Raw genomic sequence first — 20,551 nt, forward strand, 5'->3', positions numbered from 1 at the left:
TTTTGGGTTCTACTTATCGGAACAAGGACAATCTATGTTTTCTAATTTATTAATAAGAAAAGCGGCGTTGATTTTTTTTAAATAGTGTTTAGCAACTTCAATATGAATACAATGTTGCATATCTATAACTAAATCATCATTAAAAAAATGGTATTTTACCACAGCGCCATCTGTCCAGTTGTCTGTATATTCAATTACACCAACATCATGATCTTCGATAAATTTAATGAAACAACTAGGTTCAAACAACATATAACTCTTCTTTGAATTGGGTTGATTTTGAAGGGGTTGAGTGCTCAAAACGAACTTGGTGGAATCTATCGTGAGGAGAGAATTCGTGTTTTTCTAACTTTTCTTTAAAAAAATCTATTTTTCCCTTTTCTAACCATCTTTTAAATAATACATTAATAAGGCCTTTAGCTATCTCACTGACTTTTTCTTCAGTTGGAGAAGTAAAAGGGATATCGAAAGAAGGGATATATCCTATATAAGAAGAATCTATTTTTTTTACAGTCACTGAAAGGCGAGCGGTAATTTTACCATTTTTAATTTCTATAACATCTTTCATCTCAGTTGTTTTTAACAAAAGTAATGATTTTTTTACACTTATTTCGAATTTGCCCATTATTGCAAAGTGTTAAAGAAAATATGCTCCGCTCCGTAAGAGTTCCTCATGAAAAGCTACGCAAATGTCTCTGACTTTGCGTATTTTTTTATAATTTTAAATACAAAACACCTCAAAAGTCTCTGACTTTTTTCGAGATGTCTTTAAGTGTATTTATTTGAAGGAGTGAAGTTTATGCTTACGGCTTTCAGAATTGAATTGAGAAAATAGTTTTGAAATTACTTATTGATTAATTTTTCTAAAACCTTAATCTGATCATCTTTGGCTTTCAAAAGTTCTAAATTTAACCTCTTAATTTCTTCCAAAGCTTCGATCCATTTTTCTATTGGGTTTACATTAAAAGTTGGATAATAATTGTATCCGTTAGATTGATCATTAAAAGTATTAGATATAAAATTTATTGCCTGTTCCTCATCAAAATTCTGAAAGGCTTCAACAGGAATTCTTAATGAGTTTGAGATTTGCTTCAAGAGGTTATCCTCAATAACATCTTTCTGCTCCAGCATTGAAATTTTCTTCTGGTTCCAGTCTTCTCCCAGATCATAAGCCAGTGCTTCCTGTTTGATACCAAGCATTTCTCTAAAACGTTTAACGTTTCTTCCCTGATGAATTTTCTGTTCCATAATGAATATTATTTTTCTGAAGGTTCAAAGATAAAGTTATCTGGACTAAAAGCCTTAATTTCAAAGATAAAAAAACATCTCATAGAAATGTCTTTTTTGCCAGATATTATGCTCAAATTAGAAAGGGATATCAAGTTTATATCCTTTGCCGCGCACCACAACAATTTTGATGTTCGGATCATTTTCCAGTTTTTTTCTAAGTTTTGATATGAACATATCCAGACTACGGCCCACAATAACGCCTTCGTCTTCCCATATCTCTTTTTGCAGTCGGCTTCTCTCTATGGTCTTGTTGGGAGACAATGCAAAAATGAGCAATACACGGGTCTCCGTAACAGTCAGGTCTATTGTCTTTTCATTGATGATAAGCTTACGATCGTTTGCATTGAACAATACTGAACCCAAAGTGAATGTAGTAGCGTGTTGACTTTCGGGTAAATGTTTTCGAGGTTTAACTGATTTCAAAAAAATAAATCCAACAAATGCTAAAAATGAAAGTCCCCCAAGAAGATAGCCGTTTTTTGCCGTAATAATGCCCGTTGATTTAAACTTAATATTAATCCTGTAACATGTTTTGGGTTGTTTTCTCCCAATACAAGCTACAATAGCATCTTTCTTATTTTTTGAGATAGCGTATCCGTAAGTTACGCTACCATTGTCACAATTAAGAACATTAACAATATAATTACTTGCGCCGGGAGCTTTGTCCAAAAAACGGCTGGTAATATTTAGTAGAGAATCTGGCTGAAAAGTAAAGTCATTCTCAAAATTGATTTGATATTCATTTTCGGCAATCTTTTTTACAGGAAGTACCCTTGATGTACTGTCACCCGACTGTAAAAGTAGTTCGTGTCCGATCCTGCGGAGTAAAACTTCTCTTCTCGAAATATCAAAATCATTATCATCTCCCATATCCAAAGCCACACAGATTACAGAGATAGATAAGAATACTATTAGTGTAAACAGGTATCTGCGTTTTCCATAAAGAAGTTTTTGGCTATTAAGCATATTGTCAATGTTTTATTTACAAAGTTTACATTTTTATTTACAATTTAAATCTATTAAACCGAAAAATGTCAAAGTAATTTAGCCGTATAAACTTTAAAGAGAGATATAAGGATGTTATTAATTAAACCAAAAAGAACATGAAAAAAATCATTTATGCGCTGATCTTATCGCTGGTTGCGGTAAGCGGACTGGTATTTGCGAATCGTGAAATCAAAACTGAAACTCCTAAAAAATTAACTCAAAAACCAATCTCTATTGCTGAGAGGGAAGTCAAATTGAAGAAATGGAAGACTACGCCAGATGGTATTGTGTACAAAAAATGGGAAGAGTCTCCCGCAGGTAAAAAAGTATACGCCAGTGAAGTAAAAATAAGAAAGTCCATTAGTGATTTTACCAACATGGATGGAATTATAACCTCACTTTCTCTTCCGCCTGACTCGAGATTAGGTTTCGGGGTAATGGTAAGGATTAAAGGGGATGATTATATACTTAGTTTTGGACCAGAAAACTTTAATGACGATGGGTTTTGGCAATTACATGGCCTAAAAGTTAACGACAGAATAATTGTAAAAAGCCATAGCGTATCGCATTCTCCCAAGTATTCCTACCCAATACTATCGGGTGATTATGTAGAACGTGATGGTAAGGTAGTTTATAAACGTGTAATTCCTAAAGACGGTTGCTAGTAAATAAATTACGAAAGACATTCAAAATTTACGCTTTGTTGTGACTTTTTTATTTAAGAAAAAAAAGCTTCAGAGAAATCTGAAGCTTTTGTCTTAGTACTTAGAAGCATTCAAATGTTTGACGAACTTATGAATGATTTTTGTAAAATTATTTGTGAATAACCTATATTTCTTTTGTCAGTCTGTCTAATTCTTTTAATAAGGTAGGGAATCTAAATTCTCCCGCCATATTTTCGACTTTTGTAAATGCATCGTCCAAATCAATACCGATTGAAGTAATAAAAAGAGGTTTTTTACTATCGCCTCTAAACAAGCTTTTTTTGTCTTTGTTTAGTGAGGCAAAGTTAGTTTTGGCAACACCAATTATTGGAATTCTCTGGTTTAGTTTTTCGTACAGATAACCTCCTAAGCCATATTTTTTATCATCATCCAGATAAATATACCCATCGACAATAATAGCGTCAATATTTTTCAGATCCATCTTTTGTAAAAGACTTAAGATACAAGGTAATTCTCTTCGATAAAATTCTCCTGGGATATAGTCTTCAATATTGTCAATTATTTCTGAATGTACTTTATAATCTTTGTCTTGATTCCATTGATTGAATTCAATACAAACGGTTTTAGCCTTTCCGTCAAAATAATAAGTGTCAAATGCTAAAAGCACAAAATTTTCTATCATAATTTTATTGGTTTTATTGTATCAAAGGTATTTAATATGTACGGTTATATTGGACAAATGAAATTTAAGCTATTGTTTTTTCGATCTTTTTCAAAGTGTAAAATTCCTCGTTCGTGAACGCAACGAAATGTTAATAAATAGGGGTAAAAAAAACACTTGTTGAAGTGGTGTTTTTACTTAGTAGCGGGAAACTTTCAAATATCTAACCAGTTTATTGAGGATTGTTATGGTGTTTATAATGAGAGTCTTATTGTTGGTTGTGAAAGATCGTGACAGTATGTTTGAAAAAAATCCCGAATTGATCGCTAGAATAAAAAAAACTGAAGGGTTCTGCATGGAGCCAGACTTTGATACTTTGGGATCTTCCGGACACGGCTGAAAACAAAGATAGGTTTCATTAAGTAATTAAAGTAGTAAGACCGCTGAAATTTCCCCCTTGTTAATGCCAAAAGTATTCAATAAATAAAAGTATTTGATGATTTATCAAATAAAATTCTGTTTTTGAAAACAAACAAACACCAACATTTCTCAGAAATATATGCAAGTTAGCAGTTATTGCAGAACTACTACACTCTGAAACATACATACAAACGAGTTTAAAATTTTGCTAAAAATTTGGTTTGTATTGCAAACTACTTTACATTTACAGAGTAAATTAAAATCTTCTTTATGGAAAAAGAAATCAAATTGACACCGGAACAGAGTTTGAAGCTTATTACAGAAGTAATTAATCAAACAAAAGAAAACATCAAATCACATAGCTTTATATTTTTGCTTTGGGGTTGGATTTTGGCTATGGCAAGTATTTTTCAATTTTTGATTCGAACAAAAACTGATTTTAAATACTATTTTTTGCCATTCCCTATTTTGGTAGCTATTGCATTGATAATCACAATTAATTACAACCGAAATAAAACATCAGAAACTCATTTGAATTTTTTTCTTAAAAAACTTTGGATGGCTTTGGCTTTTGGATTTATTGCGATAGTATTTGTAAGTGTTTATCAAAAAATTGAACCCTTTACTTATACATTGATATTAGCTGCGATTGGCACAACAGTTTCGGGAATGGCAATGAAATTTAAACCGTTGATGTTTGGTGGTGTTTGTTTTCTTATTGCATCTATTTGTTGTGTTTTTATTACAGATGAATTCAAAGTTTTGCTTCACGGTTTTGCAATTGCTGTAGGTTATTTAATTCCGGGATACATACTTAAAAATTCAAAATTATAATAGAATGGCGGAGACTTTTGAGGAACTAGACCCTGTTTTGAATGCACCAGTTCGTTTGGCTATTGTTTCTGCACTTGTTAAAATGAAACAAGCTGATTTTGGTTATTTACAAGAGATAACCAAAACAACACAAGGCAATTTAAGTCATCAGATAAAAAAACTAAATGAAGCAAAATATATTGAAATAGAAAAAACATTTAAAGGAAACTATCCGCAAACAATTTGTAAACTAACAAAAACGGGGAAAATTGCCTTTGAAAGTTATGTAGAAACAATAAAAAAATATTTGCACCTCTAATTTTTTTGCTTTTTTGGTTTGCTATACAAACTAGAATTATTTACAAACTAAAATTATTTAGCTATTATGAAAACAATAAACAAAGTATTTCTCACGCTAGTTTTATTAAATAACATAGGAAACGTAAACGCACAAGAAAAAACAACTAACAAAATGGAGACAAAAAAAATAGCATACGCAGACAAGATATTGCTTCATATGCACCCGGAAAAGTTCTTGAATTTTTTGCCAAACTTAAATGATGAGCAAATTGCACACCTATACGGTATGTCAATAGAAGAATATCAATTAGCTAAAAAAGTTTATGATGACCAGGCTCAAAATGCAGCATCGGAACTTTTAATAAATTCAGACTTTGCATTTAAAATTGATAAACTCCCTTTCAAGAAAAATCAGACTGTTTTAGTAATTGGCGAAAGTACAGCAGATGCTTTAAATTCCTGGGTTTATATTCTGAAATATCTTTTAAATCAAAGACGACCACAAGACAATATTCGTGTAATTAATGCTGCGATTTCAGGACAAACTACAACAGAAGCACTTCGTAAAATAACGACACAAGTAAAATTAAGTCCCGATTGGGTAATTTGTCATTTGGGCACAAATGATTGTATGCGTTATGGAAACCAAAAAACAACCGTTTCTTTAACAGAGACGATTGCAAACCTAAATGCTATAAAAGAGTTAATTAATAAAGACGCAAAAGCAAATATTGTTTGGCTTACACCAGTATCAATTGACGAGAAAAAAGCAGAAAATTTTCAGCCATTCAAAACTCAACAATTGAGTTTGAAAAATTCAGATTTAAATGAAATTAGTAAATATTTGAAAGCCCAACCAGAACCTGTAATTAATTTAACAGAAGAATTTGGGAATCCTGTAAATACTGAATTCGTTCAGTATGATGGTATACACCTTACAATTGATGGGCAAAAAGCAATAGCGAAATCTTTAATCAATAAATTATCAAACACAAAATAGTATGAAAACGAAATTGACAAATCCGATTTTAATTGCCTGTATTATCTTTTTAAGTATAAGTGCATCAGCAGGGCTTTATGAACATTTATTTGGTATTCCGGAAATGCTAAAAAATCCGTCAACGATGATAACCAAAAGTAATAACCAATTGGGACAAGCTGTAAAATTTTGGATACCCGTTCATCTTCTGATCTTACTTACAATGGTGTTATCATTAATTTTTAATTGGAAAACCCCAACTCGAAAAAAATTAGTCCTGTCAGCATTCATCTGCTACATGTATATCACAATAATAAGCATATTCTTTGCGAAAAAATTGGAAATATTTAAAAATATGACAGACAATATTGACTTTCAAAAGCAAACTAATCTTTGGATAGCAGTTTCGTGGCACAGACCAATTTTGATGATAATAATTGAAATATTATTGCTTATAGCGCTTTCACGTCCTGTGTTATACAAACAAGTATGATAAGGAAATGAAGAGCAAAGGATTGCTAAAGAGGGGTTTGTAAAATTGGGGCACAAGTGCTAAATTTAAACATTAGTAGTTCTAATTCACATTTGCAGTTTATTGAAAATTGTGCTTTGAAAATCCGCTCTTCGAAGTGTAATTATGGAAAGCTGTGCAAATGTCTCCTGACTTCGCATCCGTAATCTTTACTAGATTAATACTATCGTAAAAAAAAAGCTTCAGATTTCTCTGAAGCTTTATCTTAGTAGCGGGAACAGGACTCGAACCTGTGACCTTCGGGTTATGAGCCCGACGAGCTGCCTACTGCTCTATCCCGCGATGTTTCGGGTGCAAAGATACACAGTAAATACGGTTATGCAAGCAAAAAATGAAAATATTTTTAAATATCTTGGTTTTTGGTGTAAATTATTGGTTTGTAATTAGTTATGTTTCGTTTGAAAAAGTTTAAATTTTATATTTCAGTAATTCAGCATACGGATCTCCATTTAGACCTAATAAAAAGGCAAAAGCAGGCTCGGTTTTGTATCCCTTTTGTTTCAGTTGGATGATCTTTGATCTGAAATTTTCGTCTTTCGATTGCAGAATTTTATGTTCTATGAGCATGTGCAGATAGGCATTCTGTTGTTGAGTTGGAATATTTTGTCCAAAGATTTCAAATTCAAAAAAATCTATTCGAAAACTAGCAATAATTGATTCCCTGTTATCAATCATTGTTTCCCGAATGGTATAATTGTTTTTGCTTCCAAAAGCAACATGGAGTTTCTCGATAAATTTAGTTTTGTTTTTCCAGTAACAAATGATGTCCAGATCACTACTTTCGATATCGATCGCAATGGGGATGGTGCCTGCTAAAATAGGTTCGAATTCGGCAATATCAGACAAAATATGATGCTGAGTCAGGATTTCATAAGCCTGAATTTGTCTGTTATTTCCATTTTTTAGATAATCAATAGTGGTAAAATCGATCATTTACTATAGTTCTTTTCTTCTTTAATTTCATCTTTGAGTCTTTTGTTGATGTCGATTTTGGCATTGATAAAAACAAAAATGGTAGCTCCATACTCTCTTGCATATTTGTTGGTGATCTCACCTGCAATACGGGAAGATTGAAAGAAAGGACTGGTTTCCTCAAGTTCAGCAGTTCTTTCCCAAGAGTTTTTAACTCTAATGACATTTTTGTAGGGTACATCAAGAACAAACCAATTGAGATAATCGGCATTAAAAGACACCGCTTTGATTCCTTTTTTAGAGTAATAGTTTATGGCTCCGGCTTGTCCGTAATTATCACAGAGTACCAGAGTTGTTTTTGGATTTGGAATTAGGGCATAAACAGAATCTGTTTTTCGGGCGAGTTCTTTCCAGCCCAGCATATCGGCAAAATCCTGTGGCAGTTCGTGGTCTTTTCCATCTTCCCAACGCAGCATACCAAGTTTTTTATAGGCCTCCGGATTTTTTACGATATATTCCGGACTTTTATTAGGGAAGGCTAAGTTGTACATGGGAATAAAAAATAACAACGGAAGGATGATGAAAACAGGTTTTAGATAACGTTTCCAGCCTGTTTGCAGTACCTGAGAAAGAAAAACAACTCCAAAAGCAATATAAACAGGGTACAAACCGATAGCATAATAAGCTTTGGCTTTGAAATACAGAAACACTGCCAGTGTAAAAATCATCGAAGCAAAAAAGAATCGGTATTTTTCGAATGGTTTGTAGAACAACAAAGCATACAAAGCCGCAAGAAGAACAAAGAAAGAACCGATAAAAAATAACAATTGCTTTTTCAAAAATTCCATTCGATCTACATTAACAAGCTGTGTTTTGGCCAATTCTTTCATGTGATGTACAATGGGGAAATGGTTGTTGTATTGCCATAGAATATTTGGTAAAATCAGAACTAGCCCTAAAAGGAGTGCCCAATAGAGTTTTTTCTCTGTAAATATCTTCCTTTGACCAGATAGGAGAAGAGAAGGCAAGAGCCCAATGATTAGAAAAAGAATGTTGTATTTGTTCAGAAAACCAAAAGCAAAGACAACAGCGCCAATGTAAAACCATTTTTTATTTTCGGTGGTCATGTACTGCACAATCACATAATAAAAAGAAGTCCAGCATAAGATGTCCAACGAGTTGGGCTGGTACAAGATATTGATTCTTAACAAGGTCGAGAACGTAATGCAGGTGGCGCCTAAAATCAAGGCGTATAAGTTTCCTTTTAAAGTTTCAATAGTTTTCCAAACCATCAAGAGCGTTAAAACTCCAAAAAGGGCAGGGAAAAACTTTACCCAGAAAACGGAATTTCCAAGTAAAAGGATAAGGTAAGAAATCCAGGAAGTAACCGGAGGGACCGATAAATATCCCCATGCCAAATGATGCGCCTGATCCAGATGCAGGTATTCGTCGCGCTGCAAATCATATTCGGGGCTTATTAAAAGGTATTGCAGTATAAATTTTAAAGCGATAAACCCGAGTAGAATGGCAGTTTTTTTGGTCATGGTGGTTTTTGGTTTTGGAGCGGTCGTTTTTGGTAATAGTTTAAAATTAAAGCTAATATAAGCTTATTTTGGGTTTTGTGGTAAGATTTGTTTCATTAGAATTCTTCTAAAATAGAACATAATTAACCGATAATAGGTTAAGATTATGCTTACAAATTAGTTAACTTGCATCAATCAATTATTTATAAACTTAAATGCTATTAATTATGGAACTGGAAAGTTTGAAATTAGACAAATTTAAAAACTGTACTTTAAAAAGAGAACAATTGTTTGTGTTAAATGGTGATGGTATTAAAAGCCCTGCAGGAACTATTTGTGACTGGCATGGTGGTAAGCTGCAAAAATTCGATTATGGTTATGATAGTGAGAGAGGAGGACGTCTTACGTTTCATAACAGAAGTAATGTACGTGAATGTGATCCAGTTCTTACAAAGACCGACGAGGATTTTTATGCATTACCATGATTTTTTTTCAGCAAAATGAATTCTGTATCTGAATGAGCATGAATCTTCAAAGTACAGTTCAGGCTCGTTTTGACACGTGCAAAATGGTTTAATTTAGTAAAATATTATTTTGAGAAAAGTAGTTGTAACGTCCTTAATTATTCTAATAAATATTGTTTTTATCAATGTGACGTTGGGACAAAACCAGATAAAATATAAAACGTATAATCAAGGCAATTTTGAAAAAAATAAAGTATTTGAGGAAGTCTATAATTTATGTAATTATAAAGATTATAGATGTTTTTCAAACGTAAAAGATACTGTCACTTATTTTGTAGATGACCGAAATTATAAAGGGATTATCAATTATGGAGTAACCTTTCGCAGTAAGAATTATAGAAATTTTAATTTTGTAGAACATTTATCCATGTGTTTTTTAAAGGCGGAGGTGACGAAGTGTGATTATAATCCAAAAGATAATGTATTAAGTATTGAAGGTTTTGTTAGTGGGAATGACGATTGGGGTTGGAATGTACTCCTAAAAGGGAAAAAAGAAAAAAAGTATGTCGATATATTTCTTGGAGAAAAAACAGATACCATAAATACCCGTTATTTGGGAAAACTGGTTAATAAGGACTCTATAGAAGTAAAATTGAACAACAAAGAAACGAATGATTTTACAGTTCTGGACAAGTTTCCCGCTTTTTATTTTAAAAACTATTCGCATTATCGAACGATTCTCGGAAACAGGCTTCCTTTTAAAATAAGTGGAAAAGTTACCCCAAAAACACTGCTTGTTTTTGGTTCAGGTGCAACTTATTCTGAGATTTTTGATCTGGGAGCTATGATTTTTGATCCGAAAAAGAATGACCGAAAAAAAATAGCTAAAAAACAAGAATTGGACTGCAGACCTTTAATCTATGCTAATAAATTAATAGCTGACATCGAGAGGGAAAAAGTCCAAAAGCAAGAAATTAACTATTATACTTATACGCAGAATGCAGAGAACTATATTTTGGCTAGGCAGTATGGCAGAGCTAAAGAACAGTACAATTTGCTCGCTCAAAAATATCCCCTACTATTTGCGAGAGACATTCATAATGCTATGCGTTGTGCCATACTGTCAAGAGATTATAAAAATGCCTTTTGGTGGGGTGAAAAACTGGCTTTAAAAGGTATTGAACTGCCGTATTTTAATTCTAAAATTTTTGCTGTTATGAGGAAAAATCCGGAATGGAAAAGTTTTAGTGTCAAATACGATTCCGTTTCTAAAAATGCGCATCATAAATGGAACTTAAATCTAAAAAAGGAATTAACAAATTTACTTAACGAAGACCAGGCGGAATATGGATTGGAGAACCGAAAAAGTGCAAGAGTATTGCATGAAACCACTGAAAGGGTTACCGGTAAGTTGATCGATTTATTAAAAAAAGAGGGCTACCCTTCCGAAGAAAAGATTGGCAGTCTTGTAGTAAGGGATACTGTTTTGGTCCCTTTTCCTTCTTTTAATGTTTTGATTATACATGCTTTACAACAAAAGCCGGATAATCTTTCCATCTTAAATGAACTCCTTGATAAAAGCAGTAATGCTCTTGAATATGATGGTACGAGGCGTGTTAAGAATATGCTTGGAGAGGGGTCTTGCCTTCGCATCTACAAAGGCAATCTTTATAATTCGAAATCATGTGGAGGTAATGAATTGGAAATTAGAAAAATAAGTTTCATGTTTAGTAACCCAAAGGGTTTTATCATGGATTATGGAAATTTTGTAATTGAAGCACACGATTCCAAATATCCAAAGGAAGTAGATGATTATTACAAACAGAATTACAATTTAATCATGAAACTTACGGATGACTGGGAGTTTTATGAGAAATATTAATATGTCGATTGTATAGTAAGATTTATTCCATCAGAATTCTTCTAAAAGAGAACATAATTAACCGATAATATATTTAAGATTATACTTACAAATTGATTAACTTGCATTAATGAATTATTATGAACATCAACTAAAATTTTATTAATTATGAAACTGGAAAGTTTGAAACTAGACAAGTTTAAAGACAGAGCTTTAAAAAGAGAGCAATTGTTTGTATTAAATGGTGGAGGTATTTATTCGGGCGCAGGAAACATTTGTGCTCCTCATGGGCAATCACAAAAGGTAATGAATTTTAACTATGGGTATGATAGTAACAGAAATGGAGTCATCACCTTTCATGATCGAAGTGAAGTTCGAGATATTTGTGATAATGGATTTGTCGCCGCTGGTGAACCTGATATTGTATTTACAGCACTTCCTTAACTAAACATTTTTTAAGTTTGGATTACAATTTAAATTGTAGTTCAGACTTTTTATTTTACGAACTTTTTATAAAACAAATTATCATTTTGACTAAAATATTTTCAAAAGCTCTATTCATTTTTATAAATATTTTTTTCCTCAATTCATCTTTGGGGCAAAATCAGTCTAAGGTTATAATCTATAAAGAAAATGATTTTGAAAAAAATAAAGTATTTGATGAGGTGTATAGTTTTTGGGGTAAGGAAGATAGACAAAATTGGTTTTCAAGTACTGGGAATAGCTTAAAAGAGGCTTACTTCGTAGATACTAGAAATTATAAAGGAATTTCTAATTATGGAGTAACATTCCGCAGTAGAACATTTAAAAATTTTCATTTTATTGAAAGCTTATCAATGTGCTTTTTAAAAGTGGAGATAAGTAAATGTACTTTTACGTCAAAAGATAGTATTATAGATATTGAAGGTTTTATTAGCGGTAATTGGGATTGGGGAAATAATCAGTTTATTAAGCGCAAAATAGAAAAAAGCACGATTGACGTATTTCTTGGTGAAAAAACAGATACTATACGAATCTGTTATTTAGGAAAAACAGTTAATAGAGACTCTGTTGAAGTTAAATTAAATAACAGAGAAACTAATGTGTTTACGGTTTTGGATACTTTTCCAGCGTTTTATTTCAAGAGATATTCACATTATAAAACAATTCCTGACAAAAAAAGATTCTCTTTCAAGATACGTGGAAAAGTTAACAAACATACTTTATTGGCATTTGGTTCACGTACGTCGTATTCAGAAATTTTTGATTTGGGGTCAATGATTTATAGCCCTGAGAAGAACTTAAAGAAAAAAATAATTCGAAGGGAAAATTATGATTGCATCCCTATAATTACTTCAAATAAATTAGTAGCAGATATTAAAAAAGAAGGAGAGAAACAGGAAATTACATATTATACGTATACAAAGAACGCTGAAAATTATGTTTTGAGTCGTCAGTTCGGAAAAGCTAAAGAACAGTACAATTTGTTGGGACAAAATTATCCCGTTTTATTTTCGAGGGATATTCATAATGCTATTCGCTGTGCTGTTTTATCAAGAGATTTAAAAAGAGCTTTTTGGTGGAGTGAAAAATTGGCTCATAAAGGTATTGACCTTCCATATTTTAATGCCAAAATTTTTGAAGGGATGCGTAAAAATCACGAATGGAAAAGTTTTAGTTCTAAATATGATTCAATTTGTAAAGCAACAAAAGACACTTGGAATTTACAGTTAAAAAAGGAATTAAATGATTTACTTGAGGAAGATCAAGCCGATTATGGATTGGAAAATCGAAAGAACCCAAAAGTACTCTATGAAACCACCGAACGAGTTACTGGTAAACTGATCGATTTATTAAAAAGGGAAGGCTTTCCATCCGAAGAAAGAATTGGTAGCCTTGTAATTAGAGATACTGTTTTGATATCTTTTCCTGATTTTAATGTTTTAATTCTTCATGCAATACAACAAGTACCCAAAAATCTTGCGGTTCTGAATGAGCTTCTAGATAAAAATGCTGAAAGATTGCTATATGACCAAAAAAGAAGTTTTAATAATACTTTAGGATATGATTCTTGTTTTCGTATTTACAAGGGGAATTTATATAACTCAAAGTTATGTATTGGGAAAAATGATTTAGAAGTTAGGAAAATAAGTTTCAAATTTAACAATCCAAACAATTTTATAATGGACTATGGCAATTATGTAATTGAAGCACATGATTCCAAGTACCCTAAAGAGGTAGATGATGATTACGAACAGAATTACAATTTAATCATGAAACTCACAGATGACTGGGAGTTTTATGAAAAATAATTTTTTTATGATTTTGATATACAGCAAAGATGTAGACGATTTTGTAAACAATGTGATGGATTGTTTGGATCAGGATTTTGTAAGAATAGGAGAATCTGATAAAGTTGTGATTGAAAGTATGAATTTTAGTAATGGAAAAAGTTCTTATACCTTAAAAACGTCTTATTTAGAAAATATAGAAGTAGAAGAAGTTCAAAGTATCTGGTTTAATGGCGGATGTATCAATTCAGGGGAGAGCGACTACGAAAATAAATGTTATGAAGTTCTCAATGATGCTTTTGTATTACACAAACCGGTTAAAAAAATTGGAAAAAGAATAGCTGATTTTGAAACCAATCGCCTTGATATGATGCTCGAAGCAAAAGGACAAGGGCTTAGAATTCCGCATACTTTGATAACCGGAAACAAAGAAAAATTAAAAGACTTTTATGCTGCATTTGATCCTAAAAATGGTATAATTTCAAAAAGAATCCTGGATATACTTTATTATCAGGACGAAGAGTTTTTGTATAATTTTAATGTAACTTTTCAAATAACAGCTGAAATTCTGGACAAAACGCCTGATGAATTTGCGATCTCATTTTTTCAGGAAAGGATCATAGCCGATTTTGAAATTAGAGTTATTTACATAGATGGCAACTTTTATTCCACAGCAATTTACAATTTTGATCATGCCATAGACATCAGAACTAAATTTGTAGAAATGGATAATATTAGAATGGTTCCGTTTAAATTGCCTGCGGGCATTGAAGAAAAACTTGCAAAGGTTTTTAAAAAATTCAATCTAAATTATGGTTCGGCTGATTTGATGCATTGTAAAGACGAATACTATTTTCTTGAAATAAATCCAACGGGACAGGTTAGTTTTATCAATAATGCCTGCAATTATTACTTAGAAAGCAAACTAGCAGATATTTTAAAAAATGGAAAGTAAGAAACCTATCAATATTTTTAATGGTTTAAAATTGAAAGTTGAAAGAGAGACTCAACCTTTGCCTAAAAACAATCTGATTACTATTCAGGCTTACCAAAACTCCAAGAACATCTCTAAACCTTTTGTCAAACCTATCTCTAAAATAATTTAATTTGAAACCCTCTAATTTTGTTCTTTTTGCAGATTGTATTCCGGTCAAAGGGATAAGCAGGAGCATTATTTGTGACACTAAGAATAACAATTTTTATTTTATTCCAAATGGTTTATATGATATTTTGGAAGCCTATAATGGTAAAACCATTGAAGAAATAAAAAAAGATTTTAAGTATCAGTATGATGAGATAATTAACGATTATTTTGATTTTTTAATTGATAATAAACTTGTGTTTTTTAGTTCAAACCCGGACTTGTTTCCTAAAATGAGTACCCGTTGGGATTCTCCCTCTCTCATAACAAATATCATTATAGATTATGATGACATTCTTCATAATTTTTATGCTCTGGTTCCTCAATTTGAAACCTTAAAATGTTCTTATATTCAGCTGCGATTCTATAAAAATATAAGTCTTGCGTATATAAAAAGCACCGCCGAAATTTTAAAAAAGGAAAAATCCCGAATTGTTTCAATTGACTTCATATTGCCATATTATGAAAGTTTTGATTTCGATGAAGTAAACAAAATACTATTAGATAATAGAAGAATACATTCTATTATCATTTTTAATTCACCATATAATAAAAGTTATAATGCCTTGCGTCAAAAAATGGGGTACTTAACGCTGGTAAAACGAAATGTGATAAATGAAAAACATTGCGGAATAATAAATAAAGAATACTTCTATTCAAATATTAAACTTTTTAGCGAATCACAACATTATAATACCTGCTTAAACAAAAAGCTTTCTATCGATAAAGAGGGTAACATAAAAAATTGTCCCTCAATGTCATTAAGCTTTGGTAATATAAAGGACACAATGTTAGAGAAAGCATTAAATCATGAAAACTTTAAAAAATACTGGAATATTACCAAAGACCAAATAGCAGTTTGTAAAGATTGTGAGTTTAGGCATATCTGTACAGATTGTCGTGCCTATATCGAAAAACCTAATGATATGTACTCAAAACCTTTAAAGTGTGGTTATGATCCTTACAGCAATAAATGGTCGGAGTGGAGTACAAATCCTTTAAAGCGAAAGGGGATTAAATTTTATGGTATGGAAGTATAATTCGATAATCGAAATTTAAACTAACAAGCAAAGCCTCAGATTGCTCCGAAGCTTTGTATTCCATTAAAAAGATCGATTAGTTGGCTCTGCTTCTTTCTTCTTCATTACCAAAATCACGTTGTTTTGATTTGATATTTTGGTTTCCGAATTTATAACTCAATGAAATTCTGAAACCTCTCGTGTCTGAATAGCTTTTTACATTGGTTTTAATATGGTTGGAATCATAAGAAATTAATGGTTTTTGCGCGTTCAGTAAATCCTCGCCAATGATAGTAACCGAAAGATTTTTATTGAAAGTTAACAGCTTAACAGAGATGTCAAGAATATTCAAAGTCGAAATATTAAAGATCTGATAACGGCCAGGCAGCTGTAAACCATAATTTAAGCCAAGAAATAAGGTTTTGTTGCTGTTGATGGTAAAAGCATTATTGCTGTAAAGGTATCCGTTGTACCCATCGATTGACTGAATAAAAGCAGTTTTTGATTTTACATTCTGATAGTTTAAATTGAATCCGGTAAAGCTGTTCCACCACGACCATTTGTTGAAATTATAAGAAGTCGAAAGTCCAATTTGGTAAGTGTTAGCATAGTTTAAGGGCGTGTTTCTGGTAACATTTGTGTCCGGATCGATGATTGATAATTCCTGTCCAAAATCGGAAACCTGAGAGAAATAAACAGAGTTTACCCATTTTTGATTTCGGATAAACGAGAACTCAAAATTATCAATCAATGAAGGCTTTAAATACGGATTGCCTTCGGAATAATAATACGGACTTGTTTTAATTACAAAAGGATTCAAATAATCAAAATCTGGTCTGCGGATTCTTCGGCTGTAGTTTAAGGAAAAAGAATTGTTTTCGTTTGGAACATAAGTCAGGTAAGCTGTTGGAAATAATTTGATGTAATTGTTGGTGTTCGTTTGATTCAAATTTTCAGAATACCCTTTGGTTTGTGTTGCTTCGATTCGTAAACCAATTTGAGTTTCCCATTTTGAATTTATTTTTTTACTTCCCGAGAAATATAAAGCCTGATTGTACTCTTTATAATTGAAAACATTGGACTGATTGGTGTTGAAAACTGGCGTTCCGGTTTCGTTATCGTACACGATCAGATTGTTGTTTGTATTCGTGTGGAAAGTTTTCGCTCCAAAACTAAGATTTGCCCAGTCGTATGGTAAAGAAACGTCAATATTGGCCGAATAATTTTTGATGGTATTGACATTTGAATTTGTCGAAGAAAAGAAACCTCCGGGGATATTATTTTTACTGCGGTCCAATTCATTCCCTGAAAAGAAACGATAATCTTTCTTGTTGTAATCAAAATAATCCAAATCCATTGAAATGTTTTTTCCTAAACTGTCTAATGCAATTGAATTATGAAAGTTAACGGCATTCATTTTCGGGTTATTTTTAGCATTGGCATTCGAAGTGATATAGGAATCTGCCATTCCGTTTGAATTATCATAAATAGTAGTAAAAGGATTGTTTGCATTTACTTTATCCGTAAAACTGCCAAGGTATTTAAGTCCGGTGCTCCATTTTTTGGTTACTTTATAATCAAGACCAAGGCCTAAACTTAAAACATCGGCTGTCGATTTGTTTTTCACTTCCTGTTTCCAGGTTTCGTCTTTGTAAAAAATAGTACTTTCAGAAGTTGTCATTAATTTTTGTTTTCCTTTGCTTACCGAAGCCTGAGCAGAGAGTTTATCATGATTGTACGTAAATAACCCGTTCATATTACCGCCTGCGTATGTTTTTTGGGTGTAAGAAGTTCCAAGATTAGCATTCCACGAATTTGCTTTTGCCGTTTTCAGTTTAATATTAATAAGACCGCTATTGCCTTCCGCATCATATTTTGCAGGCGGAGTTGTAATTACTTCAATACTTTTAATATTATCAGACGGAATTGATTTCAGAAACGCCGCCAGATCTTCCTGAGGCATTCTCTGCAAACGATCGTCAATCATTACTAGGATCTCACCTTTGCCCACAATCGAAACAACCTCGTTTTGAACCCTTACGGTAGGTGTTGCTTTTAAAGCATCTAAAGCGGTTCCTCCTGTGGCTGTTACAGAATTTTCGACGTTAAAAACAAGTCGGTCCACTTTTTGTTCAATCAGTTTTTTTCTTGATTTCAGTGTTACACCCTCCAGCTGTACCGATTCTTTAATTTCAATAATACCCAGATCCGTATTGTGATCAATTGTAATTTCGCGGTTCATACATTCTGTGCCAAATTGTTCCAATATCAAACGGTAATCTCCTTTCGGAATTTTCAGAACAAAATTTCCCAAACTGTCAGTTGAAGCCTGAGCAGTTAAAGTTTTTTGAGGATTGAACAAACTGCCGATGATAAACTCAACTGCTGATTTATTTTGATTGATCACTTTTCCCTTAAGTTCATATTGCTGAGCAAAAGAATACGTTTGAAATAAAAAGGCAAGTATTAAAAGACTACTATTTTTCATGGTTTTTAGATTAATTACGCTGCAAAACTGCGCTGAAAAAAGACCTAAAAGAACTTTTATCGACAAACCCCCGTGATTAATCTACAAACCCGGCTTTGGACTTTTTGATGAATGCATATCTTTGAAAAAAAAATGAAAAGATGTATAAAGGAACATTATCAAAAAAAGTAGAAGTATTCATTCATATCATATATTGGCTTTTGATGGGGTATTTCACTTTTGTTAGAAATCTGATCCAGGCCCAAAACTACACCCCGGATTTGTTCTTGTCTACGTATATGACTGTGTTTGTATTAACCTTCTACTTTCATTATTTTGTAGTAATGAAATTGGTTTTTAAATCCTTTCAGTGGAAGAGGTTTTTTGCCGGAGTATTGGTTTCGTACTTGTTTTTTACAGCCTTACGATGGCTGTTGGAGCAGGAGATAAGTAAAGTTTTATTTCATAGAATCAATTATATCAATCCAACCTTTTTTAATTATATGGAAGACAATCTGCACTACAGCAGCATGTCCGTCATTTTAAGTTCATTGCTTTGGTTTGTAATTTATTTTATTCGTTTGCTGGAGTACAACCAGGTTATTTTGGAAGAAAGCAAAAACACCGAAATCAAATTTTTGAAAGCGCAAATCAATCCGCATTTTATCTTTAATACCCTGAACAATATCTATTCGATGGTGTATTTTCAATCCGATAAATCGTTGATGGCCATCGAAAAATTAAGTCAGATTATGCGTTTTACCACTTATGAATCTCAAAAAGAAAAGATAAAACTGGCCGATGAAATCGATTATATAAAAGCCTATATTGAGCTCGAAGAGTTAAGACATCAGGACAGCGCTTTTATTGATTTCAGAATTGAAACTGAAAATAGTTCCGAAGAAATTCCGCCTTATATTTTGTCACCGTTAATTGAAAATGCTTTGAAACATGGCATAACATCCAACGAAAAGCCAATTTTAATCGAGTTACGCTTAGAAGATAAGAAGCTTAATTTTAAAGTAGTCAATGATATTGCTGTGCAAAAGAAAGACAAGTTAGGAGGTATTGGATTAAATAATTTGAGAAAGAGGCTGGAAATTCATTATCCGCAGAAACATCAAATAAAAGTAGTCAATCAAAACAACCAGTTTACAGCTGAACTCGAAATAGAATTAAAATGAAAAAAATAAATTGTATTATATTAGACGACGAACCTTTTGCAGTAAAACTAATGGCCGACTACGCTTCTAAGGTCCCGAGATTAAATGTTTTATATGCTGATTCAGATGTTTTTAAAGCCATTGAAATCTTAAATAATGAAGTTGTTGATTTGGTGTTTATCGACATTCAGATGCCACAATTAACTGGAATTGAATTGATGCAGATGTTCAATCAGAAGCACAATTTCATCATCACCTCTGCGTATCCGGATTATGCTTTAGATGTTTTTCAGTTTCATGTTATAGATTATTTACTCAAACCAATTGTTTTTAATCGTTTTTATCAGAGTGTTGAGAAATTTATCCGTTGGCAGGAAACCATGCAAAACCAGCAAACCGATGATTTTCTGTTTGTAAAAGCTGATAGAAAGCACCATAAAATAGCCACCGAAAATATTCTTTATATTGAAGGACTTAAAGACTACATCAGGATTCACACCAAAGGCGAAAAAATTATGGTTTTGGAAAACATGAAAGATATACTCGAAAAACTTCCCCTAAATCAATTTGTTCGTATTCATCGTTCGTACATTATTCCAAAAAGTAAAATAAAAGTAATCGAAGGCAATCAGATACAATTGACCAGTGGGGAACAGCTTCCTATTGGTGAAACTTACCGAAAACTGGTGAGTGACTGGCTGAGTTAAGTATTTAAAAATTGTAGTTGATTTATCCGATACAAATCGATTGCCCTTACTAAATTAATTTCAAAACCTGTGAATCAAACTCACAGGTTTTTTTATGCTTTTATTTGTAAGAATATGCCGAATGTTTCTTGGGGGATACCAGTTGTTTCTTTTGAAATTAATCTCGGGATTTTATCCTATACATTTGGTACAATTACGAAGAGAAAAAGTCATAAAAACAAAATCTTTGTACGCTATCAATTTTTTTTCTTTGTGAAGAATAGTAATTGTTGCCACAACACCCTGAAAATACCACTTTAGCAGGAAACTATACCCAATTTTTTGTTGATACATTAGAAGCCAAAAATGCAATTTATTTACAGTATTTGTTCGAATTG

General features: G+C 32.3%; 22 protein-coding genes and 1 tRNA gene. 14 read left to right on the forward strand and 9 right to left on the reverse strand.

Going from position 1 to position 20,551, the window contains the following annotated elements:
• Positions 1-9: 9 nt before the first annotated feature.
• The 4 genes from M4I44_RS09400 to M4I44_RS09415 form a co-directional block, all read right to left on the reverse strand.
• Positions 10-252, reverse strand: a complete 243-nt coding sequence (locus M4I44_RS09400) for a hypothetical protein (RefSeq protein WP_017497819.1) — start codon at positions 250-252, stop codon at positions 10-12.
• The gene (locus M4I44_RS09405) at positions 242-568 is read right to left on the reverse strand and encodes a hypothetical protein (protein ID WP_249967124.1); all 327 of its coding nucleotides are present in this window, start codon (positions 566-568) and stop codon (positions 242-244) included. Before M4I44_RS09405 ends, M4I44_RS09400 begins: the two co-directional genes overlap by 11 nt.
• Positions 569-843: 275 nt before the next feature.
• Positions 844-1,248 (reverse strand): helix-turn-helix transcriptional regulator, encoded by a 405-nt coding sequence (locus M4I44_RS09410; protein WP_017497821.1) that lies wholly within the window; start codon positions 1,246-1,248, stop codon positions 844-846.
• 117 nt (positions 1,249-1,365) lie between these two features.
• Positions 1,366-2,256 (reverse strand): winged helix-turn-helix domain-containing protein, encoded by an 891-nt coding sequence (locus M4I44_RS09415; RefSeq protein WP_249967125.1) that lies wholly within the window; start codon positions 2,254-2,256, stop codon positions 1,366-1,368.
• Positions 2,257-2,393: 137 nt separating this feature from the next.
• Between M4I44_RS09415 and M4I44_RS09420 the strand changes: the two genes are divergently transcribed.
• On the forward strand, positions 2,394-2,942 hold the full coding sequence (locus M4I44_RS09420) for a hypothetical protein (RefSeq protein WP_249967126.1): 549 nt from the start codon (positions 2,394-2,396) through the stop codon (positions 2,940-2,942).
• A 163-nt stretch (positions 2,943-3,105) separates the two neighbouring features.
• Here the strand turns inward: M4I44_RS09420 and M4I44_RS09425 are convergent, their stop codons facing one another.
• Positions 3,106-3,624 carry an endonuclease V gene (locus M4I44_RS09425; RefSeq protein WP_249967127.1) on the reverse strand — a complete coding sequence of 173 codons (519 nt, stop codon included), beginning with the start codon at positions 3,622-3,624 and terminating at the stop codon, positions 3,106-3,108.
• A gap of 669 nt (positions 3,625-4,293) precedes the next feature.
• Here M4I44_RS09425 and M4I44_RS09430 point away from each other — a divergent pair.
• The 4 genes from M4I44_RS09430 to M4I44_RS09445 all read left to right on the forward strand — a co-directional run bounded on the left by M4I44_RS09430 (position 4,294) and on the right by M4I44_RS09445 (position 6,608).
• The gene (locus M4I44_RS09430; RefSeq protein ID WP_017497825.1) at positions 4,294-4,857 is read left to right on the forward strand and encodes a hypothetical protein; all 564 of its coding nucleotides are present in this window, start codon (positions 4,294-4,296) and stop codon (positions 4,855-4,857) included.
• Between the two features lie 4 nt (positions 4,858-4,861).
• The gene (locus M4I44_RS09435) at positions 4,862-5,155 is read left to right on the forward strand and encodes a transcriptional regulator (RefSeq protein WP_017497826.1); all 294 of its coding nucleotides are present in this window, start codon (positions 4,862-4,864) and stop codon (positions 5,153-5,155) included.
• Positions 5,156-5,221: 66 nt separating this feature from the next.
• Complete coding sequence (locus M4I44_RS09440) at positions 5,222-6,136, forward strand: GDSL-type esterase/lipase family protein (RefSeq protein ID WP_249967128.1); 915 nt, start codon at positions 5,222-5,224, stop codon at positions 6,134-6,136.
• A gap of 1 nt (position 6,137) precedes the next feature.
• Complete coding sequence (locus tag M4I44_RS09445) at positions 6,138-6,608, forward strand: hypothetical protein (protein ID WP_017497828.1); 471 nt, start codon at positions 6,138-6,140, stop codon at positions 6,606-6,608.
• Positions 6,609-6,856: 248 nt separating this feature from the next.
• Here the strand turns inward: M4I44_RS09445 and M4I44_RS09450 are convergent.
• From M4I44_RS09450 to M4I44_RS09460, 3 genes are all read right to left on the reverse strand, one after another.
• Positions 6,857-6,929: transfer RNA gene (locus M4I44_RS09450), tRNA-Met, on the reverse strand.
• Positions 6,930-7,055: 126 nt separating this feature from the next.
• Positions 7,056-7,580: a DUF4269 domain-containing protein gene (locus M4I44_RS09455; RefSeq protein WP_249967129.1), complete on the reverse strand. Its 525-nt coding sequence runs from the start codon at positions 7,578-7,580 to the stop codon at positions 7,056-7,058.
• On the reverse strand, positions 7,577-9,103 hold the full coding sequence (locus M4I44_RS09460; protein ID WP_249967130.1) for a glycosyltransferase family 39 protein: 1,527 nt from the start codon (positions 9,101-9,103) through the stop codon (positions 7,577-7,579). Before M4I44_RS09460 ends, M4I44_RS09455 begins: the two co-directional genes overlap by 4 nt.
• A gap of 206 nt (positions 9,104-9,309) precedes the next feature.
• Here M4I44_RS09460 and M4I44_RS09465 point away from each other — a divergent pair, with 206 nt between their 5' ends.
• The 7 genes from M4I44_RS09465 to gwsS all read left to right on the forward strand — a co-directional run bounded on the left by M4I44_RS09465 (position 9,310) and on the right by gwsS (position 15,858).
• Complete coding sequence (locus tag M4I44_RS09465; RefSeq protein WP_249967131.1) at positions 9,310-9,567, forward strand: hypothetical protein; 258 nt, start codon at positions 9,310-9,312, stop codon at positions 9,565-9,567.
• A 109-nt stretch (positions 9,568-9,676) separates the two neighbouring features.
• Positions 9,677-11,428: a hypothetical protein gene (locus tag M4I44_RS09470; protein ID WP_249967132.1), complete on the forward strand. Its 1,752-nt coding sequence runs from the start codon at positions 9,677-9,679 to the stop codon at positions 11,426-11,428.
• Positions 11,429-11,575: 147 nt separating this feature from the next.
• Complete coding sequence (locus M4I44_RS09475; RefSeq protein ID WP_249967133.1) at positions 11,576-11,851, forward strand: hypothetical protein; 276 nt, start codon at positions 11,576-11,578, stop codon at positions 11,849-11,851.
• Positions 11,852-11,868: 17 nt separating this feature from the next.
• Complete coding sequence (locus M4I44_RS09480; RefSeq protein WP_249967134.1) at positions 11,869-13,698, forward strand: hypothetical protein; 1,830 nt, start codon at positions 11,869-11,871, stop codon at positions 13,696-13,698.
• A 7-nt stretch (positions 13,699-13,705) separates the two neighbouring features.
• Positions 13,706-14,632 (forward strand): hypothetical protein, encoded by a 927-nt coding sequence (locus tag M4I44_RS09485; protein ID WP_249967135.1) that lies wholly within the window; start codon positions 13,706-13,708, stop codon positions 14,630-14,632.
• Complete coding sequence (locus tag M4I44_RS09490; RefSeq protein WP_017497836.1) at positions 14,622-14,783, forward strand: hypothetical protein; 162 nt, start codon at positions 14,622-14,624, stop codon at positions 14,781-14,783. Before M4I44_RS09485 ends, M4I44_RS09490 begins: the two co-directional genes overlap by 11 nt.
• Position 14,784: 1 nt before the next feature.
• Positions 14,785-15,858, forward strand: coding sequence for a grasp-with-spasm system SPASM domain peptide maturase (gene gwsS / locus M4I44_RS09495; RefSeq protein WP_249967136.1), 1,074 nt, complete (start codon positions 14,785-14,787; stop codon positions 15,856-15,858).
• 76 nt (positions 15,859-15,934) lie between these two features.
• On the opposite strand, the gene M4I44_RS09500 is transcribed toward gwsS, so the two are convergent.
• Entirely contained in the window at positions 15,935-18,325 is a 2,391-nt protein-coding gene (locus M4I44_RS09500) for an outer membrane beta-barrel family protein (RefSeq protein WP_249967137.1), read from the reverse strand.
• A 140-nt stretch (positions 18,326-18,465) separates the two neighbouring features.
• On the opposite strand from M4I44_RS09500, the gene M4I44_RS09505 reads away from it, so the two are divergent.
• Together M4I44_RS09505 and M4I44_RS09510 are read left to right on the forward strand one after the other, a co-directional pair.
• Positions 18,466-19,488 (forward strand): sensor histidine kinase, encoded by a 1,023-nt coding sequence (locus M4I44_RS09505; RefSeq protein WP_249967138.1) that lies wholly within the window; start codon positions 18,466-18,468, stop codon positions 19,486-19,488.
• Complete coding sequence (locus M4I44_RS09510; RefSeq protein WP_017497840.1) at positions 19,485-20,174, forward strand: LytTR family DNA-binding domain-containing protein; 690 nt, start codon at positions 19,485-19,487, stop codon at positions 20,172-20,174. The genes M4I44_RS09505 and M4I44_RS09510 overlap by 4 nt, the downstream gene beginning before the upstream one ends.
• Positions 20,175-20,551 lie beyond the last annotated feature (377 nt).

This window comes from Flavobacterium sp. B183, assembly GCF_023539155.1.
Taxonomy (GTDB): domain Bacteria; phylum Bacteroidota; class Bacteroidia; order Flavobacteriales; family Flavobacteriaceae; genus Flavobacterium; species Flavobacterium tructae.

What these genes read in the sequence shown, in the direction of transcription:
- M4I44_RS09415 (WP_249967125.1), bottom strand. Translation starts at nt 2,256, where the DNA reads ATGCTTAATAGCCAAAAACTTCTTTATGGAAAACGCAGATACCTGTTT.
- M4I44_RS09465 (WP_249967131.1), top strand. Translation starts at nt 9,310, where the DNA reads ATGGAACTGGAAAGTTTGAAATTAGACAAATTTAAAAACTGTACTTTA.
- M4I44_RS09440 (WP_249967128.1), top strand. Translation starts at nt 5,222, where the DNA reads ATGAAAACAATAAACAAAGTATTTCTCACGCTAGTTTTATTAAATAAC.
- M4I44_RS09485 (WP_249967135.1), top strand. Translation starts at nt 13,706, where the DNA reads ATGATTTTGATATACAGCAAAGATGTAGACGATTTTGTAAACAATGTG.
- M4I44_RS09460 (WP_249967130.1), bottom strand. Translation starts at nt 9,103, where the DNA reads ATGACCAAAAAAACTGCCATTCTACTCGGGTTTATCGCTTTAAAATTT.
- M4I44_RS09510 (WP_017497840.1), top strand. Translation starts at nt 19,485, where the DNA reads ATGAAAAAAATAAATTGTATTATATTAGACGACGAACCTTTTGCAGTA.
- M4I44_RS09405 (WP_249967124.1), bottom strand. Translation starts at nt 568, where the DNA reads ATGAAAGATGTTATAGAAATTAAAAATGGTAAAATTACCGCTCGCCTT.
- M4I44_RS09445 (WP_017497828.1), top strand. Translation starts at nt 6,138, where the DNA reads ATGAAAACGAAATTGACAAATCCGATTTTAATTGCCTGTATTATCTTT.
- M4I44_RS09410 (WP_017497821.1), bottom strand. Translation starts at nt 1,248, where the DNA reads ATGGAACAGAAAATTCATCAGGGAAGAAACGTTAAACGTTTTAGAGAA.
- M4I44_RS09420 (WP_249967126.1), top strand. Translation starts at nt 2,394, where the DNA reads ATGAAAAAAATCATTTATGCGCTGATCTTATCGCTGGTTGCGGTAAGC.
- M4I44_RS09425 (WP_249967127.1), bottom strand. Translation starts at nt 3,624, where the DNA reads ATGATAGAAAATTTTGTGCTTTTAGCATTTGACACTTATTATTTTGAC.
- M4I44_RS09490 (WP_017497836.1), top strand. Translation starts at nt 14,622, where the DNA reads ATGGAAAGTAAGAAACCTATCAATATTTTTAATGGTTTAAAATTGAAA.
- M4I44_RS09400 (WP_017497819.1), bottom strand. Translation starts at nt 252, where the DNA reads ATGTTGTTTGAACCTAGTTGTTTCATTAAATTTATCGAAGATCATGAT.
- M4I44_RS09455 (WP_249967129.1), bottom strand. Translation starts at nt 7,580, where the DNA reads ATGATCGATTTTACCACTATTGATTATCTAAAAAATGGAAATAACAGA.
- M4I44_RS09500 (WP_249967137.1), bottom strand. Translation starts at nt 18,325, where the DNA reads ATGAAAAATAGTAGTCTTTTAATACTTGCCTTTTTATTTCAAACGTAT.
- M4I44_RS09505 (WP_249967138.1), top strand. Translation starts at nt 18,466, where the DNA reads ATGTATAAAGGAACATTATCAAAAAAAGTAGAAGTATTCATTCATATC.
- M4I44_RS09430 (WP_017497825.1), top strand. Translation starts at nt 4,294, where the DNA reads ATGGAAAAAGAAATCAAATTGACACCGGAACAGAGTTTGAAGCTTATT.
- M4I44_RS09435 (WP_017497826.1), top strand. Translation starts at nt 4,862, where the DNA reads ATGGCGGAGACTTTTGAGGAACTAGACCCTGTTTTGAATGCACCAGTT.
- M4I44_RS09475 (WP_249967133.1), top strand. Translation starts at nt 11,576, where the DNA reads ATGAAACTGGAAAGTTTGAAACTAGACAAGTTTAAAGACAGAGCTTTA.